The sequence below is a fragment of the Angustibacter peucedani genome (assembly GCF_054779595.1).
Genome location: NZ_BAAGXY010000030.1, coordinates 1 through 15,812 on the forward strand (window position 1 = coordinate 1; position 15,812 = coordinate 15,812).

The 15,812-nt window shown below is 73.8% G+C and carries 14 protein-coding genes; 6 read left to right on the forward strand and 8 right to left on the reverse strand.

Annotated features, from left to right (window positions below; translation table 11 throughout):
• The 4 genes from ACYVJ4_RS07110 to mfd all read right to left on the reverse strand — a co-directional run.
• Positions 1–530, reverse strand: a 530-nt coding sequence (locus tag ACYVJ4_RS07110) for a DUF885 family protein (protein WP_460459415.1), incomplete at its 3' end; no start/stop codon positions are given.
• Positions 527–1,522: a nucleoside triphosphate pyrophosphohydrolase gene (locus ACYVJ4_RS07115; RefSeq protein WP_460459416.1), complete on the reverse strand. Its 996-nt coding sequence runs from the start codon at positions 1,520–1,522 to the stop codon at positions 527–529. The genes ACYVJ4_RS07110 and ACYVJ4_RS07115, both read right to left, overlap by 4 nt.
• A 7-nt stretch (positions 1,523–1,529) precedes the next feature.
• The gene (locus tag ACYVJ4_RS07120; protein WP_460459417.1) at positions 1,530–2,099 is read right to left on the reverse strand and encodes a SurA N-terminal domain-containing protein; all 570 of its coding nucleotides are present in this window, start codon (positions 2,097–2,099) and stop codon (positions 1,530–1,532) included.
• A gap of 44 nt (positions 2,100–2,143) precedes the next feature.
• A complete protein-coding gene (gene mfd / locus ACYVJ4_RS07125) occupies positions 2,144–5,743 on the reverse strand; it encodes a transcription-repair coupling factor (protein WP_460459418.1) in 3,600 nt (1,199 codons plus the stop codon).
• Between the two features lie 296 nt (positions 5,744–6,039).
• On the opposite strand from mfd, the gene ACYVJ4_RS07130 reads away from it, so the two are divergent.
• From ACYVJ4_RS07130 to ACYVJ4_RS07140, 3 genes are read left to right on the forward strand one after another with little or no spacing between them, the layout of a single operon-like run.
• Positions 6,040–6,336, forward strand: a complete 297-nt coding sequence (locus ACYVJ4_RS07130) for an LPXTG cell wall anchor domain-containing protein (protein ID WP_460459419.1) — start codon at positions 6,040–6,042, stop codon at positions 6,334–6,336.
• A gap of 40 nt (positions 6,337–6,376) precedes the next feature.
• Positions 6,377–8,134 (forward strand): DUF4012 domain-containing protein, encoded by a 1,758-nt coding sequence (locus tag ACYVJ4_RS07135; protein WP_460459420.1) that lies wholly within the window; start codon positions 6,377–6,379, stop codon positions 8,132–8,134.
• Between the two features lie 14 nt (positions 8,135–8,148).
• Entirely contained in the window at positions 8,149–8,541 is a 393-nt protein-coding gene (locus ACYVJ4_RS07140) for a hypothetical protein (RefSeq protein WP_460459421.1), read from the forward strand.
• 1 nt (position 8,542) lies between these two features.
• On the opposite strand, the gene ACYVJ4_RS07145 is transcribed toward ACYVJ4_RS07140, so the two are convergent.
• On the reverse strand, positions 8,543–8,968 hold the full coding sequence (locus tag ACYVJ4_RS07145; protein ID WP_460459422.1) for an adenylyltransferase/cytidyltransferase family protein: 426 nt from the start codon (positions 8,966–8,968) through the stop codon (positions 8,543–8,545).
• A gap of 203 nt (positions 8,969–9,171) precedes the next feature.
• Between ACYVJ4_RS07145 and ACYVJ4_RS07150 the strand changes: the two genes are divergently transcribed.
• From ACYVJ4_RS07150 to ACYVJ4_RS07160, 3 genes are read left to right on the forward strand one after another with little or no spacing between them, the layout of a single operon-like run.
• Entirely contained in the window at positions 9,172–10,923 is a 1,752-nt protein-coding gene (locus tag ACYVJ4_RS07150) for a YveK family protein (protein WP_460459423.1), read from the forward strand.
• Positions 10,920–11,384 carry a PssD/Cps14F family polysaccharide biosynthesis glycosyltransferase gene (gene pssD / locus ACYVJ4_RS07155; protein WP_460459424.1) on the forward strand — a complete coding sequence of 155 codons (465 nt, stop codon included), beginning with the start codon at positions 10,920–10,922 and terminating at the stop codon, positions 11,382–11,384. The genes ACYVJ4_RS07150 and pssD overlap by 4 nt, the downstream gene beginning before the upstream one ends.
• A complete protein-coding gene (locus tag ACYVJ4_RS07160) occupies positions 11,384–11,938 on the forward strand; it encodes a glycosyltransferase (RefSeq protein ID WP_460459425.1) in 555 nt (184 codons plus the stop codon). Before pssD ends, ACYVJ4_RS07160 begins: the two co-directional genes overlap by 1 nt.
• Here ACYVJ4_RS07160 and ACYVJ4_RS07165 read toward each other — a convergent pair.
• Genes ACYVJ4_RS07165 through ACYVJ4_RS07175 form a run of 3 tightly spaced genes read right to left on the reverse strand, consistent with a single transcriptional unit; the run spans position 11,925 to position 15,725 of the window.
• Positions 11,925–13,484, reverse strand: a complete 1,560-nt coding sequence (locus tag ACYVJ4_RS07165) for a lipopolysaccharide biosynthesis protein (RefSeq protein WP_460459426.1) — start codon at positions 13,482–13,484, stop codon at positions 11,925–11,927. The two genes, ACYVJ4_RS07160 and ACYVJ4_RS07165, sit on opposite strands and share 14 nt — an antisense overlap.
• Positions 13,481–14,785, reverse strand: a complete 1,305-nt coding sequence (locus ACYVJ4_RS07170) for an O-antigen ligase family protein (RefSeq protein WP_460459427.1) — start codon at positions 14,783–14,785, stop codon at positions 13,481–13,483. The genes ACYVJ4_RS07165 and ACYVJ4_RS07170 overlap by 4 nt, the downstream gene beginning before the upstream one ends.
• On the reverse strand, positions 14,778–15,725 hold the full coding sequence (locus ACYVJ4_RS07175; RefSeq protein WP_460459428.1) for a glycosyltransferase family 2 protein: 948 nt from the start codon (positions 15,723–15,725) through the stop codon (positions 14,778–14,780). Before ACYVJ4_RS07175 ends, ACYVJ4_RS07170 begins: the two co-directional genes overlap by 8 nt.
• Positions 15,726–15,812: the final 87 nt, after the last annotated feature.

The window sequence follows — 15,812 nt, forward strand, 5'->3', positions numbered from 1 at the left end:
ACCCGCACCGGGACGTCGACCGGCTCGCCCAGCAGCCCGACCGCCCCGCGCGCCTGCAGCACCGCGGTCTCGACGTGCACGCGCGGCATCGCGCCCAGCTGCTCCCGCGCCCGCTCGAGGTGCTCGGGGACGGCGGCCAGCCGCGCCGCGAGCGCCCGCAGCCGCTCGTCGGCGGCACCGGTGTCGCGCGCCACCAGGGTGTAGACCGCGTCGCCGGGCAGCGACTCCAGCGGGTCCCACGTCTGCTCGGCCAGCTCGTCGAGCGCCCAGGCCCGGCCGGTCAGCCGGGTGCGCAGCAGCTCGAGGTCGACGACGTCCTCGGGATCGAGCCCGGACTCGTCGAGGTCGTCGAGCGCGCCGGTGCCGTCGGCCAGGTGCCGCAGCGTCTCGGCCGTGCCGGACGCCGACAGGTCGGGCAGGCGGTCGTCGTACCGGTGGTCGCCGAGCGAGGTCGCCATGACCGGGTCGGCCTCGAGCAGGACGTCGAGGGCCGTGGTGGCCACCTGGTGGAACCGGCGCGGGTCGCTCACGCGCTCGCCTCCTGGTCGCGGAACCGCTGCTCCAGCACCCGCACGGCCTGCCGCAGCGCGGACTCGGCGTCGACGCCGTCGCGCCGGGCCTGCCGGACGACGTCCAGCAGCGCGTCGCCGACCGGTTCGCCCACGGACGTGGCAGCGACCGCCTCGCCACCCGGCGCGCGCCCCAGCCGGCCGAGGACCTTGTCGGCGCGGCCCAGCGCCGGCAGCGCGAGCGGGATGCCGTCCAGCACGCTGGCCCGGCCCTTCTCGGCCGCCTTGAGCTCGTCCCAGCGCTCCTGCACCTGCTCGGCGGTCGAGCTCTGCTCGTCGTCCGGCGCGAACACGTGCGGGTGGCGCGACACCAGCTTGGCCACGATGCCGGCCGCCACGTCGTCGACGTCAAACGGCTGCTGGGGGTGCTCCTGCGCGATCCGCGCGTGGAAGACCACCTGCAGCAGGACGTCGCCCAGCTCCTCGCGCACGGCGTCGCGGTCGCCGCTCTCGAGCGCCTCGGCCGCCTCGTAGGCCTCCTCGACGAGGTAGGGCACCAGGCTCTCGTGGGTCTGGTCTCGGTCCCACGGGCAGCCACCGGGCGAGCGCAGCCGGTCCATGACCGCCACCAGGTCGAGCAGCCGCGCGCCGGGCACGTCCTGGCTGCCCACCAGCACCTCGACGGCGGGCGGGTCCTGCGTCGCCGCCACGCGCGAGAGCTCGGCGGCCAGCGCGTCGGTCAGGCCGGGATCGCCGTCCGGCGACCCCACCCACACGGTCGCGCCCGCGGCCGCCCGCGACACCAGGGCCCGCGCCCGCTCGGCGACGGACGTCGACCGGTCGGCCGTCACGGGCACGCCGGCCACGGCGACCGCGGCCGGCACGGCGTCGTCGACGTCGGCGCACAGGACGACGTCGGCCTGCTCGAGCACCTGCCAGGCCGAGCGCGTCATCAGCCCGGGCACGACCCGCGGCGAGGTGAGCAGCAGGACCAGCTGCGGTGCGCTCGCCACGAGCCGGTCAGGGAGCGTCGGTCGCGGTGGCGGTGGGCTCGCTGCCCGGCACCAGCCAGTTGGGCGGCGCGTCGACGACGGCCATCTGCTTCAAGTCGAAGGTGCCGTAGCGCGGGTTGAGCTCGGGCTTGGCGGCGGTGACGTCCTTCTGCACCTGGGTCAGGGCCTCGGTCTTCTCGCCCTGCTGCAGCTTCTGCAGCGCGAGGTAGGTGCGCAGCACGAGCACCGAGCCGGGGTCGGGGTCGTCGGTCTTGGTCAGCAGCTTCTCGGCCTCGCCGGTGCTGACGCCGACGCCGTTCTCCTCGGCGGCGCGCAGCACCCACGGCGAGATGACCAGGAAGAACAGCACGGTGCGGTCGAGGCCCTCGCCCTCGGCGAGGTCGGGGTTGCCGGTCTTGATGCCGGTCGTGGCCGCGCTGACCTGGTCGACCGTGATGCGGCGCCCGTCGACGACGGCCGCGGCCCCGGCCTGGGCCGGGGTGCACGCCGACAGGGCCAGGGCGAGCACCGCGGCAGCGGCGACGCCGGCGACCCCGGCCGTACGACGGGTGGTGCGGGTGCGCGTGGTGTCGGACACCGCTGTCCTTTCGGTCCGGCCGATCTGGCCCCTGCTGGCTGCTCTCACGGCTGTGCCACCGCGGCGGCCCGCGCGACGTCGTCCAGCAGGACGGCGTCGACCAGGTCGCGTGCCCAGCGTAGGACCTCGCCGTCGCGCAGCGGACGCCCCCCGATGCGCGCCGTGGTCGGCTGGGGCACCAGCACCTGGCGGACGGCGGGTCGCACCAGCGAGCCGGGGTACAGGCGCATCAGCCGCAGCTGCTGGCTCTCGCGCAGCTCGACCGGCGCGAACCGCACGTGCTTGCCCTGCACCGCGACGTCGGTGAGCCCGGCCCGGCGGGCGTGCACCCGCAGCCGCGCGACGTCCAGCAGGTTCTCGACCGGGGTCGGCGGCTCGCCGTAGCGGTCGACCAGCTCGGCCCGGACCGCCTCGACCGCCGCCTCGTCGTCGGCCTCGGCCAGCTTCTTGTAGGCCTCGAGGCGCAGCCGCTCGCCCGGCACGTACTCGTGCGGCAGGTGCGCGTCGACCGGCAGCTCGACCTTCATCTCGGCCGGCGCGGGCTCGCCGTCGCCGCGGAACTCCGCGACCGCCTCGCCCACCAGCCGCACGTAGAGGTCGAAGCCCACGCCGGCGATGTGGCCCGACTGCTCGCCGCCGAGCAGGTTGCCGGCGCCGCGGATCTCGAGGTCCTTCATGGCGACCGCCATGCCCGAGCCGAGGTCGGTGTGCTGGGCGATGGTCTGCAGCCGGTCGAGCGCGGTCTCGGTGAGCGGCTTCTCGGGCGGGTACAGGAAGTAGGCGTAGGCGCGCTCGCGCCCGCGGCCCACGCGACCGCGCAGCTGGTGCAGCTGCGAGAGGCCGAAGTTCTCGGCCCGCTCGAGGATCAGGGTGTTGGCGTTGCTGATGTCGAGGCCGGTCTCGACGATCGTCGTGCACACCAGGACGTCGAACTTCTTCTCCCAGAAGTCGACGACCACCTGCTCGAGCTTGTGCTCGCCCATCTGGCCGTGCGCGGTCGCGACCCGCGCCTCGGGCACCAGCTCGCGCAGCCGGCTCGCGGCCTTCTCGATCGAGCTGACCCGGTTGTGGATGTAGAAGACCTGGCCGTCGCGCAGCAGCTCGCGCCGCACCGCCGCCGCGATCTGCTTCTCGTCGTAGCCACCGACGAAGGTGAGCACCGGGTGGCGCTCCTCTGGAGGCGTTGCGAGAGTGGACATCTCACGGATGCCCGTGACCGCCATCTCCAGCGTGCGCGGGATCGGCGTCGCGCTCATGGCGAGGACGTCGACGGCCGTGCGCATCGCCTTCAGCTGCTCCTTGTGCTCGACGCCGAAACGCTGCTCCTCGTCGACGACGATCAGCCCGAGGTCCTTGAAGCGCACCTCGCCGGTGAGCAGGCGGTGGGTGCCGATGACGACGTCGACGCTGCCGTCGCGGATGCCGGCCTTGACCTCGTCGGCCTCCTTGTCGCTCTGGAACCGCGACAGCGCCTTCACGACCACCGGGAAGTTGGCGTACCGCTCGGCGAAGGTCTGCAGGTGCTGCTGCACGAGCAGCGTGGTCGGCACCAGCACCGCCACCTGCTTGCCGTCCTGCACCGCCTTGAACGCGGCGCGCACGGCGATCTCGGTCTTGCCGTAGCCGACGTCGCCGCAGATCAGCCGGTCCATGGGCACCGAGCGCTCCATGTCGGCCTTGACCTCGTCGATCGTGACCAGCTGGTCGGGCGTCTCGACGTAGGCGAAGGCGTCCTCGAGCTCGCGCTGCCAGGGGGTGTCGGCCGCGAACGCGTGGCCGGGCGAGGCCATGCGCGCCGAGTAGAGCCGGATCAGCTCGCCGGCGATCTGCCGCACCGCCTTGCGCGCCCGGCCCTTGGTCTTGGCCCAGTCGCCGCCGCCCAGCTTGTTGAGCGTCGGCGCCTCGCCACCGACGTACTTGGTGACCTGGTCGAGGGCGTCGCTCGGCACGAACAGCCGGTCGGCCGGCTGGCCGCGCTTGCTCGCGGCGTACTCGATGACCAGGTACTCGCGGGTGGCCCCGCCGACCGTGCGCTGCACCATCTCGACGAACCGGCCGACGCCGTGCTGCTCGTGCACCACGTGGTCGCCCGGCCGCAGCTGCAGCGGGTCGACGACGTTGCGCCGGCGCGACGGCATCCGCCGCATGTCCTTGGTCGTGCCCTGCCCGGACGTGCCGGTGAGGTCGGCCTCGGTGAGCACCGCAAGGCGCAGCGACGGCGCGACGAAGCCGTGGCCGAGCCGTCCGGTGGCGACGTGCACGACGCCGGGCTCGGGCGCGTCGTCGACGGCAGCGACCAGCCGCGCGGCCACGCCGCGGTCGCCCAGCACCTCGACGACGCGCTGGGCCAGGCCCTGCCCCTCGGTGACCACCACGACCCGCCAGCCGGACGACGTCCACGCCGCGATGTCGTCGAGCGCCCGCACGCTGTCGCCGCGGTAGGCGTCGACCTCCGTGACGTCCAGCGGCCGGGACGCCTCCGCCCCCTCGCCGAGGTCGGCGGTCTCGACGTCGACCGCGAACGGCCCCACCGACCACCACGGGCGGGCGGTGGCGATCGCGTGCTCGCGCACCTCGGCCAACGTGCGGAAGGACGCCGTTCCCAGCACGCCCTCGAGGTCGACCGGCGTCACGTTGCCGACGGCGGCGTTGGCCCAGCTCGCCGCCAGGAACTCCTCGCTCGTGGCCACCAGGTCGTGCGCCCGCGCGCGCACCCGCTCGGGGTCGCACAGCAGCACGTGGGCGCCCTCGGGCAGGACGTCGAGCACGAGCTCCATGCCGTCGACGAGCGCCGGCGTGAGCGACTCCATGCCCTCGACCGCGATGCCCTCCGCGACCTTCTCGAGCAGGTCGGCGACGCCGGGCAGCTGCGGCACGAGCGCGCGCGCCCGCTCGCGCACGGCGTCGGTGAGCAGCAGCTCGCGGCACGGCGGGGCCCACAGCCCGTGCGGGGCGATCTCGAGGCTGCGCTGGTCGGCCACGGCGAAGTAGCGGATCTCCTCGACGGTGTCGCCCCAGAACTCCACCCGCAGCGGGTGCTCCTCGGTGGGCGGGAACACGTCGAGGATGCCGCCGCGCAGCGCGAACTCGCCGCGCCGCTCGACCAGGTCGGTGCGCGTGTAGGCGGCTGCGGCCAGCCCGCGCGCGACGTCGTCGAGCTCGGCGTCGTCGCCCGCGGCCAGCCGCACCGGCGCCAGGTCGCCGAGCCCGCGCACCAGCGGTTGCAGCACCGCGCGCACCGGCGCCACGACCACCGAGACCGGGCCTGCGGTCGCGTCGTCCGGGTCGGGGTGGGCCAGGCGGCGCAGCACGGCCAGCCGCCGTCCGACGGTGTCGCTGCGCGGGCTGAGCCGCTCGTGCGGCAGCGTCTCCCACGACGGCAGGTCGACGACCTCGTCGGCCGGCAGGAAGCAGCGCAGCGCCTCGGCGAGGTCCTCGGCCTCGCGGCTGGTGGCGGTGACCGCCAGCAGCGGGCGGCCGGCACCGGCCGCCCGCCGGGTGGCGAGGGCGGCCGCGACGGCGGGCCACGCCCCGGAGGGCGCGGACAGGTCGAGCACGCCCGAGGAGCCCGCTCGCGCGAGGTCGCGCGCGCCGGCGAGGGCGGGGTCGTCGAGCAGGACGTCGAGCAGACCGGTGAGGCTCATGGGCTCCGTCAGGTCGGGGTGGACAGCACGAAAGGCCCGCGGCGACGAGCACCCGGGCGGTAGCGTCGAGTCTAGGCCGCCCCACCGACGTCCACGATCCGGGCGTCAGCGCATGGCTGAGGCACCGCCATCACGTTCCGTAGACCGCGTGTTGCTGTCGGAACTCGCTTGTAGCCCGTTCATCCACAGATCGTCGATTCTGCTGTCCGAAGGGCGCGGCACCCCTAGACTCTCTGTAGTCGCCTGGACTCCAAGCCCGGAGCCCCACCGGCACCTACGACCAGCAGGAGCACCCCGTGAACGTTCGTCGATCCGCCGCAGGCCTCACCCTCGGCCTCGCTCTCGTCGTCAGCGGCGCGTCGGCGGCGTTCGCCGATGCGACCTACCCGCCCTCGACGCCGTCCCCGACCTCCTCGGTCGCGCACGTCTCGTCCCCGACCGTCCTCGACACCGACGCCGAGGTCAGCCCCTCCGCCGACGCGCTGCCCCGCACCGGCACCGACGTGCTCGAGTGGAGCATCGCCGGTCTGGGTCTCGTCGCCGCGGGCGCGGCTCTGGTCGTGGTGACCCGTCGTCGTGGGGTCAGGGCCTGACCGCAGCCGCGCACCCCGGCTGACCTGACAAGATCGCACCATGGCAGCTGGGGACACGGACGCTCCTGCTCTCGACCGCGCCGCAGTCCGCCGTCGTCCGCGACGGCGGACTGCTGTCGTCCTCGGTGTGCTCGTGGTGCTCGCCGGCCTCGCGTGGACCGGCCTCGAGGTGCTCCACGCCGTGCAGGCGGCTCGGGCGGCACGCACGGCGGCCCTGGCCGTCCAGGACGACGTCACGGCCAAGCGCTGGGACGCGGCATCAGCGCACGCCGCATCCCTCGGGCGTCAGGTCGAGGTGCTCCGCCGGGCCACCGGTTCCTGGCCGCTGAGGGCGCTGGCCCACGTACCCGTCGTCAAGACCGACGTCGTCGCGGTCCGCGCCACCTCGGACGCGTTGTCCGACGTCTCCACCAGCCTGCCGCCTCTCATCGACGCCGCTCGCCAGGTGGACGCGGCCGACCTGGTGGTCGACGGCAAGATCGACGTCGATGCCATCCGAGCCCTGGCCGGCCCTGCCGGACGGGCGAGCGACGCGCTCCAGCGAGCGTCCAGCCAGCTCCACGGCATCCCCACCGGCTCGCTCCACCTCGGCCTGGGCCCCCAGGTCACGGTCCTGCGGTCGCAGGTCGACGAGCTCGCTGCGCAGGCCGCCCTCGCTTCTCGCACCGCTGCACGTCTCCCGGGGCTGCTGGGCGCAGACGGCGTCCGCCGGTACCTGCTGGTGGACCAGAACCTCGCTGAAGCACGACCGACCGGGGGGATCTTCGGGGCCTACGCCGTGCTCCGCGCGGACGACGGCCGGCTCGCGCTCGAGGCGGCAGGGGTGAACGACGAGCTGGGCGAGCTGGATCCGAGCGACCTCGACGTGGACGCGCAGGCTCGTCGGCTCTACGGCGCGGACCTCGCCCTGAGCCAGAACTTCAACCTCTCGCCGAACTTCCCCCAGGCGGCTCGTCTCGCAGCGCAGCTCTGGCAGAGGAAGCACGACAGCGTGCAGGGCGTGCTGGCCGTGGACCCGGTGCTGGTCCAGTCCCTCCTGTCGGTCACCGGCCCGGTGGACGTCTCCGGCGGCCCCCGTCTCACCGCCAAGAACGCGGCCGACGTGCTGATGCGACAGGTGTACTCCACGCTGGGCGGCAACACCTCGGAGCGCAACGCCTACCTGGTCCGCTCCACGGGCGCGGTTTTCAAGGCTCTGCTCGCCGGCGGCGGGAACAGCGGTGAGCTGCGTCGCGTCCTCGGTCAGGCACGGGACGAGGGTCACCTGCGGGCCTGGAGCGCACGGCCAGCCGACCAGACCTTCTTCCGGGACGCGGGGCTCGCGGGCGAGCTGGGCACGCCCGCGAACGGCACGGTCGGCCTGTACTTCACCAACGTGGACGGCTCGAAGCTGGACTACTACCTGAGGGCGGCGGTGACGACCCGTCAAGCGTGCTCCGACCAGCGCGCCGAGCTGCAGCTGGACCTCACGAACACGGCTCCACGAGATCTGCCGACGTACGTGCGCAACCAGCTCGAGCCTGCGGGGTCCCGAGCATCGACGAGCCACGTGGTGCTGCTCAGCCTGTACCTCCCTCCTGGGCGAGGTCTGGCGTCGCTCACCGTCGGTGGGTCGCCCCGCGCCGTGGCGAGCGATCCCGAGTCCGGGTGGACCTTGGTGCGCGCCGCCGTCTCCGTCCCGTCGGGCTCCACCGTGCGGGTCGAGGCGCAGCTGGACGGCGTGTCCAGCGCGCCTCAGGTCATCACGCAGCCGATGGTGCGCCCGGTGCAGCAGGACGTGGGCCGGTGCTCGCGATGAGTCACCATGGAGGCATGTCCCGCTCCTCGGTCACCGCCCTCGCCGTCCTCGTCCTGTGCTCCGTCGCCGCGTGCAGCGACGACGGCGGCACGCCAGACGCCGGGACGACCCCGTCGCTGTCGTCGACGGCGACGGCGACGGCGACGGCGACTCCTTCGACGACCTCCAGCGCGGCGTCGGCGACCTCGGTCGCAGGAGGCGCGGCGCGGCTGGACGTGGTGACCACGCAGTACGGCACCTGCTTGACCAAGCTCGGCGCCACCCCCCTCGTCGACGTCGGCGACGGTCGATCCGTCACCTCCACGATCAACGACGGAGCGGTGACGCTGCGGTGGACCGTCCTCGGCGGGCGGGCGTCCGTGGCTGACGAGGCGACGGCCGACTTCCTCGGGACCGCTGGTTGCTGAGCTAGGCGCTCGCCAGGCGGTCGAGCGCCGAGCGCAGCACGGTGCTCGACGTGTGGACCGTGTACGGGAAGTAGACGACCTCGACGCCGACCGACGCGAAGTCGGCCTCGAGCTTGTCGCCCTTCGGGGTGCCCTTCCAGTCGTCACCCTTGAAGATCACGTCGAACCGCACCTGCTCCCACGTGTCGAGCTTCTCGGGCAGGGTCTCGGCGACCGCCTCGTCCACGTAGCGGATCCCCCGGACGATCTCCAGCCTCTCGGCCAGCGGGACGACGGGCGCCTTGCCCTTGGCCAGCAGGCACATCTCGTCGGAGACGACACCGGCGACCAGGTAGTCGCACAGGGTGCTGGCGTGACGGAGGATGTTGAGGTGTCCGACGTGGAAGAGGTCGTAGACACCGGGCGCGTAGCCGATCGTGCGGGACACCGGTACTCCGAGAGGTGGGCCGAGGATGCAGGGGTACGACGCCGTCGTCGCCGTACCGATCGTACCGAGGAGGTGAGCACCCGACCGGCGGTTCTCCACATTCGCCCGATCGGGCGCACAACTCGTGCAGACCTGGTGATGAACACGCTGCGCCACCGGTGACCACGTAGCATGACGGTGAGTCCCTTCGTGTTTGGAGCCCCATGGTTGACCGCGCGCCCGACGAGACCGTGAGCCTGTCGCAGGTGGTGCAGGTGGTGCGCCGACACCTGCTGGGCATCGTGGTCGTCACGCTGGCCTTCGTGGCGCTCGCTGTCGTCGCGGGCGGGTCGGTGCTCGGGGGCAGCTACAGCGCCCGCGCCGTCGTGACCCTGACGTCGCTGCCCGACAACCCGATCAGCGTGGCCCAGCCCCGGGCCGTGAGCACGACCACGGAGAGCTCGGTCGTCACGTCCACGTCGGTCGCCGAGCTGGCCGGCCAGTCGCTGGACTGGCAGTCCAGCACGCGTGACCTCCTCACGCACGTGTCGGTCACCTCGCCGCTCGACAGCCAGGTGCTGCAGATCAGCTTCGAGGGCAGCAGCCCGCAGCAGGCCGCGGACGGCGCCAACGCCTTCGCCACGAGCTACCTGGCGTACCGCAAGCAGGTCGCGCAGAACCAGATCGACTCGGTCGTCACCCGCCTCCAGGACCAGATCACGACCCTGACCAAGCAGCAGGACGCGGCGCAGCAGAAGACGACGTCACCCGATGCCCCCACCCGGGCCAAGGCCGAGACCACCGTGCGTCAGCTGGCCTCGCTCGTGCAGAGCCTGCGGCAGCAGGTGTCGGTCGCCCAGAGCAGTCCCACGGACGCCGGGCAGCTGGCCGGTCGAGCACTGGCCCCTACTCGTGCGGCCGGGCCGGCCGTGGCCGCCCTCGGTGCAGGCGGCCTGGTCATCGGTTTCCTGCTCGGCACCGGACTGGCGTTCGTGCGCGACAGCCGCGACCACCGCGTCCGTGACGCCGGCCGCCTCGCCGAGCTCACCGGCGTGCCGACCCTGGCGGTGGTGCGCACCACCGCCGAGCCGGACGTCAACGCCGAGCAGCTGCGTCGGGTGGCCGCCAGCCTCACCGACGACCGCCTCTCGGAGCGGCACGGGCTCGTGGTCGTCCGGGCGGGGGACGCCCCGGCGAGCGATGCCGCCGCGCGGCTCGCCCAGACCCTCGCCGACGCCGGCCGCCGCACGGCGCTGCTGGCCGTCGGCGAGAACGTCGGCCAGCTGGCCCGGAGCCTGGACCTGCGTCCGACGGTGCCGCGCGAGGGCCGCCCGCACGCGGGGCAGCGCGTCGCCAGCACCGGCCTGCTGGACGTCGTCTCGTTGGGTTCAGAACGCCGGCTCCCGCTCGAGATCGCCTCACCGTCGGAGCCGCTCGAACGGGTGCTCGACGCCGAGGGCGGAGCGATCGTCCTCGACGGCGTCAACGTCGACCGGCCGAGCAGCGCGATGCTGCTGGCCCGGCTCGGCGGGCGCTGCGTCGCCGTCGCCGACAGCCAGCGCACGACGGTCGAGGACATCACCCGCCTGCAGGAAGACCTGCGCCTCGTCGGTGCTGACCTGGTCGGGACCGTCCTGGTCGACAGCCCCCGCAAGCAGCGCAAGACGGCGGCCCGGCCCACCGTGCTGCCGTCGGTCGCCGCCCGTCCGGCCGCAGCGCCCAGCCCGGTCGCCGCACCGTCCACCGCGAAGGGCGAGGGGACAGGCTCGCGCGCCGCGGACCCGCCACCACGGCTGCTCGACGTGCCGGCCGCGCCCCCCGCCGACCGGTCGGGTGACCGCCCCGGCAACTCCCCCGGCAGTCGACCCGGCAGCGGACCCGGCAGCGGACCCGGCAGCGGACCCGGCGGAGGGCCCCGCGGGGACGGAGGGACGTCGGCCGGGCAGCCGGTCGAGCGCACCGGCGGACGTCGGTGAGCGCTGAGGCTCCCTCTCTGCTCCTGGTGGCCTCCAACGGGGGTCATCTCGCTCAGCTGCTCGTGCTGCGCGACTGGTGGTCCCAGCACCCGCGGCACTGGGTCTCGTTCGACCGGCCGGACGCGCTGGCCGCGCTCGCGGACGAGCAGGTCACGTGGGCTCATCACCCCACGACCCGCAACGTCCCCAACCTGGTGCGCAACGTGGGCGTGGCGCTGCGCGTCCTGCGCCGGGAGCGACCTGACGTCGTCGTGACGACGGGCGCTGGCGTCGCGCTGCCGTTCTTCGTGCTGGCCCGCCTGTTCGGCGCCCGCACGGTCTACCTCGAGGTCTACGACCGCATCGAGCAGGCCACGCTGACTGGTCGGCTGTGCCGCCCCTTCACCGACCTCGCCCTGGTGCAGTGGCCCGAGCAGCTGGCGCTCTACCCCGACGCCACCGTCGTGGGACGGGTGTTCTGATGCCCACGGTGCTCGTGACGCTCGGCACCGATCATCACCCGTTCCAGCGGCTCGTCGACTGGGTGGACCAGCTGGCCACCGACCACCCCGAGCTGGACGTCGTCGTCCAGCACGGCCGGACCGCCGCCCCGCGGGTGGCGCAGGCGGTCGAGCAGGTGACGCAGGCCGAGCTGCGCGCCCGGATGCGCGCGGCCGACGTCGTCGTCGCCCAAGGCGGGCCCGGCGGCATCGTCGACGCCCGCGAGTCCGGACGCCGGCCGGTCGTCGTCCCGCGCCGGCCCGAGCTGGGCGAGATCGTCGACGGCCACCAGATCACCTTCGCCCGCCACCTGCACCAGCAGGGCCTCGTGCAGCTGGCCGAGACGGCGCAGGAGCTCGAGGCCGCCGTGCTCGGTGCGCTGCGCGACCCGGAGACGTGGGTCGTACCGCCGACGACGTCCCCCACCCCGGCCACTGCTCGGGCCGTGGCCGAAGCGGTAGACCAGCTCCTGCACCGGCCACGTCGCCGACTGCCCGAGCGGCTGCTGGGTCGACGGCGGCTCAGTCGACGCTGACCGCCCGGCGTCCGCGGACCGCGAGCGCCTGCCGCAGCGGCTCGACGTCGAGGGTGTGCCGACGCCACCACACGAGGGCGGCGTAGACGACGAGGCTGCAGCCGAGGCCGACGGCGTTCGGGCCCACGGCGGTGCCGAACAGCGCGCGGGTCAGCAGGCCGAAGGGCACGAACGCCGCGAGGCTGATGACCGCGGCCGGCACAACCCGCGCCATCGGCGTCCGGACGCCGACCGAGTGCCTGACCTGCCAGACGACGAGCCCGGCGTCGACGAGCACCGTGGCGGCCCACGCGATCGCGGCACCCTGCATGCCGAGCCGCGGGACGAGCCAGACGTTGAGCCCCAGGTTCACCGCGAGGGCCACGCCCTTGTTGGCCATCTGCACCAGGCTGCGCCCGCTCATCAGCAGGACGGTCTGGCTGTTGCCGGCCGTCATGACGAGGAGCATGGCGAGCGACAGCACCGTCAACGGGGTCGTGCCGGCGGCGAACTCCGGGCCGAAGGCGGCCAGGGCGACCGAGCCGTAGCAGGCCAGGCCGAGGTACAGCGGCCACGAGAGCAGCACGATCCACTGGGTGGCGGTGGCGTTGAGCTCGCCGGCGCCGCGCAGGTCGTGCACGGCCAGCAGCCGGCTGACGCGGGGCGAGAGGGCCACGCGCATGGCGGCCTCGGCGAGCGTGCCGGTGGTGATGAAGCGGCTGGCCGCGGCGTAGATGCCCGCGTCACGCGGGCTGGCCAGCGCGGCGACGATGAGGACGTCGGCCCAGGTGATCGCGATCTCGAGCACCGAGGCCGCGGACCGCGGCGCCGAGAAGCGCCAGAGCTCGGCTGCGACGGCGCGGCGCTCGCGCGGCGGGTCCCCCGTGCGACGGGCCGCGGCGGACGCGCGACGCTGCACGAGCGCGACCGCGACCGCCGTGCCGACGACGAACGGCACCGACCACGCCACGACGGCACCGGCGACGCCGGCACCGACCGCGACGGCGAGCCCGACAAGGAAGGGTCGCAGCGCCGGCACGAGGACGTTCTGCAGCGCGGTGAACGGCACGATGCTGCCCAGCCCGCGCAGCGAGGCGGCCAGCACGAAGAACGGCGCGACCACCAGCAGGAACGGCGCGCCGGTGCGCAGCGCCCGCTCCACCACCTCGGCGTGGTCGTCGGCGAGAACGCGCGCGAGCGGCCCGGCCAGCAGCTCGACGGCGAGCGATGCCACCGCCGAGGCGGCCAGGCCGGGCAGCACCGCCCAGCGGACGACGGTCGGCGCCTCGCGCGAGCGGCCGAGCGCGGCGGCTCGCGACAGGGCCCACACCGCGCCGGTGTCGGCGCCGAGCTTGGTGACCGTGCCCAGCACGGTGACGAGCGCCACCGCGACGAAGAACAGCCCGGAGCCGGTGGCGCCGAGCGTGCGGCCGACGACGACGTTGAGCAGCAGGCCGGCGACGGCGGCGACGCCCGACCCGGCCAGGCCGACCAGGCCGCTGCGGGCGGCGCCGGCAAGGTCCTGGCGGCCGGTGCCGGCCTCGACCGGGGTCGCCGGCTCGCTCACGCCGTGGTCCCGGAGTGGTCGCGGGTGCGGACGGGCGGGGGCGGGCCGGGCAGGCGGCGCGAGCGCGGCGGTCGCGCTCTCAGCGCGGCGGCGACCGCCACGACTGCGACCCACAGCTGAGGCCCGTCGTAGCCGTAGAAGAACGACGTCACCACCGCGAGCAGGACGACGGCGTGCACCCACAGCTGACTGCTCGAGCGCCAGCGACGGGTCGACCACGCCGACCAGCCGAAGAACAGCAGCCAGCCGGCGAGCGCCACCAGCCCGTAGCTGAACATGACGTTCCAGATCTGGCCCTGGGTGCCGATCGAGATGTCGAGCGTCTGCGACGGCCGCGGGGCGCCGTTGCCCAGCAGCGGGGACTCCAGGGCGCCGTGCCAGGCCTCGCCGTAGATCGTGAGCCGGCCGACGTTGGTCTGGCTGTAGTGCAGCCGTTCCTGCAGCCGGGACAACGTGCCCGAGGTGACGACGACGGTCCCGATGACGGCGGTGACGGCTACGATCGCGAGCAGCGTCGCGAACCGGCCGCGCAGCGCCAGGCGGATGCTTACGTAGAGCACGGCCATCGACAGCGCGACGAGCATGCCACGGTTGAGGGTGGCCGCCGCCGGCACGAGCGCAGCGCACAGCACGACGGCCATCAGGACCTTGCCGCGCAAGCGGAAGGCGGCCAGCCCGGCGAGCGCGAACGGCACGAGCAGCGCGACGTTGACGCCCCACCCGTTGGTGTAGGCGAACGGGGCCGAGGGGCGCGCGAAGGTGCGCGGCGAACCGTACGGCTGCTGCACCTCGGCGAACGCTGGACGCACGAGCTGGGTGACGTACTCGTTCGAGGTGATCGCGCCGGGCAGCAGGTGGGCGAGCGGCGTGTCGAGCCGGCCGTGCGGCGCCACCACGCCTAGCCAGCCGCCCAAGACGACGAAGGCGAAGAACGCGCACATCGCGCCGACCATCTTGACCATCGGCAGCCGCTCGCTGGAGCAGTTCATGAGGTAGACGAGCAGCACCGTCGCAGCCAGGTAGTTCGACACGCGGACGCCGAAGCCGATAAGACGCAGCGGGGAGTCCAGCATGACGACCGCGAGCAGGGCGCAGAGCAGGAACACCAGCCAGGGCACGATCTCGCGGGGCAGCCGGACGCGGCCGCGGGCCCACAGGTAGCCGAGCATCGGCACGGCGCAGACGGTGCCTGCGAAGGTGCCCAGGCCGAGCAGCCAGAAGAGGGGGAACCCGACGAACAGCGCGTAGAACGGCCAGGTGGGCAGGTCGGGGGCCCGCGCCCGGCCGGGGGCCTCAGACACCTCGACCCAGGCGGCGGCCGAGGCCGACGACCTGCTCCGCGCTCACCAGCCCGCTCGCCACCGCGACCGCTGCCCATGCCTGACGGGCCTGAGGCCGCCGCCGCAGCGCCTTGCCAGCCCACGCAAGGGCGGGGCGCCGACGTCCGAGGGCGGCGTTGGCCATGGCCAGCTGTCCGTGCAGCCGGGCCGCACCGCGCGGCTCGTCTGCGAACTCCGGCACCACGTCGAGCACGTGCCGCAGCGCGTCGTCGATCGTCTGCCAGTCGCTGGTGAAGAAGGACTTGTCGTGCCAGTAGATGCGCGCGAGCGGCTCGACCGCGGTGACGACGGGCCCGGTGCGGGCGGCGCGCAGCAGGAACTCGTAGTCCTCGGCGTACCCGCCGGGAAGGTCCTCGTCGATCAGCCCGATGTCGTCGAGCATCTGGCGGCGTCGCACGACGTAGGTCGAGGAGTTGACCTCCATGTGCCGGTCGAGCAGCAGGTCGCGCAGCTGGAGCGGCCGTGCCGATCCCTCGCGCAAGAAGTCGCGGCCGTGGTGGTGGATGTAGAAGCCCGAGCCGGCGACGTTGGCCGTCGGGTGCTGGCGCAGCAGCTCGACCTGCCGCGTGAGCTTGGCCGGCAGCCACTCGTCGTCGTCGTCCAGGGGGCACACGAGCTCGCCGGCGGCCTCGAGGTAGCCGGTGTTGCGGTTGCCCGCCAAGCCCTTGCGCCGGGTGTTGCTCAGCCCGCGCAGCGAGCGCCGCGGCACCTCCGGCACGTCCGGGAGCCGGACCGGCGTCCCGTCGAAGACGACGATGCACTCGACGTGGCCCAGGTAGTCCTGGCCCAGCACCGACAGCACGGCGCGGCGCAGCTCGGCGGGCCGGTCGACCGTGGGGATGACGACGCTCACGGTCGGCCAGTCCACGGTGCCCGCCTCCCCGCGGCGGTCCTCGCTCATGAACTGCTCTCGCCTTCGTCGCCCACGTCAGGCCTTGATCCTACCGTCCAGCGTCCTGAGCGGTCCGACGTTCAGGACGGTCGGTCA

Coding starts and splice junctions, on each gene's coding strand:
- mfd (WP_460459418.1), bottom strand. CDS start 5,743: ATGAGCCTCACCGGTCTGCTCGACGTCCTGCTCGACGACCCCGCCCTC.
- ACYVJ4_RS07135 (WP_460459420.1), top strand. CDS start 6,377: ATGGCAGCTGGGGACACGGACGCTCCTGCTCTCGACCGCGCCGCAGTC.
- ACYVJ4_RS07140 (WP_460459421.1), top strand. CDS start 8,149: ATGTCCCGCTCCTCGGTCACCGCCCTCGCCGTCCTCGTCCTGTGCTCC.
- ACYVJ4_RS07150 (WP_460459423.1), top strand. CDS start 9,172: ATGGTTGACCGCGCGCCCGACGAGACCGTGAGCCTGTCGCAGGTGGTG.
- ACYVJ4_RS07160 (WP_460459425.1), top strand. CDS start 11,384: ATGCCCACGGTGCTCGTGACGCTCGGCACCGATCATCACCCGTTCCAG.
- ACYVJ4_RS07175 (WP_460459428.1), bottom strand. CDS start 15,725: ATGAGCGAGGACCGCCGCGGGGAGGCGGGCACCGTGGACTGGCCGACC.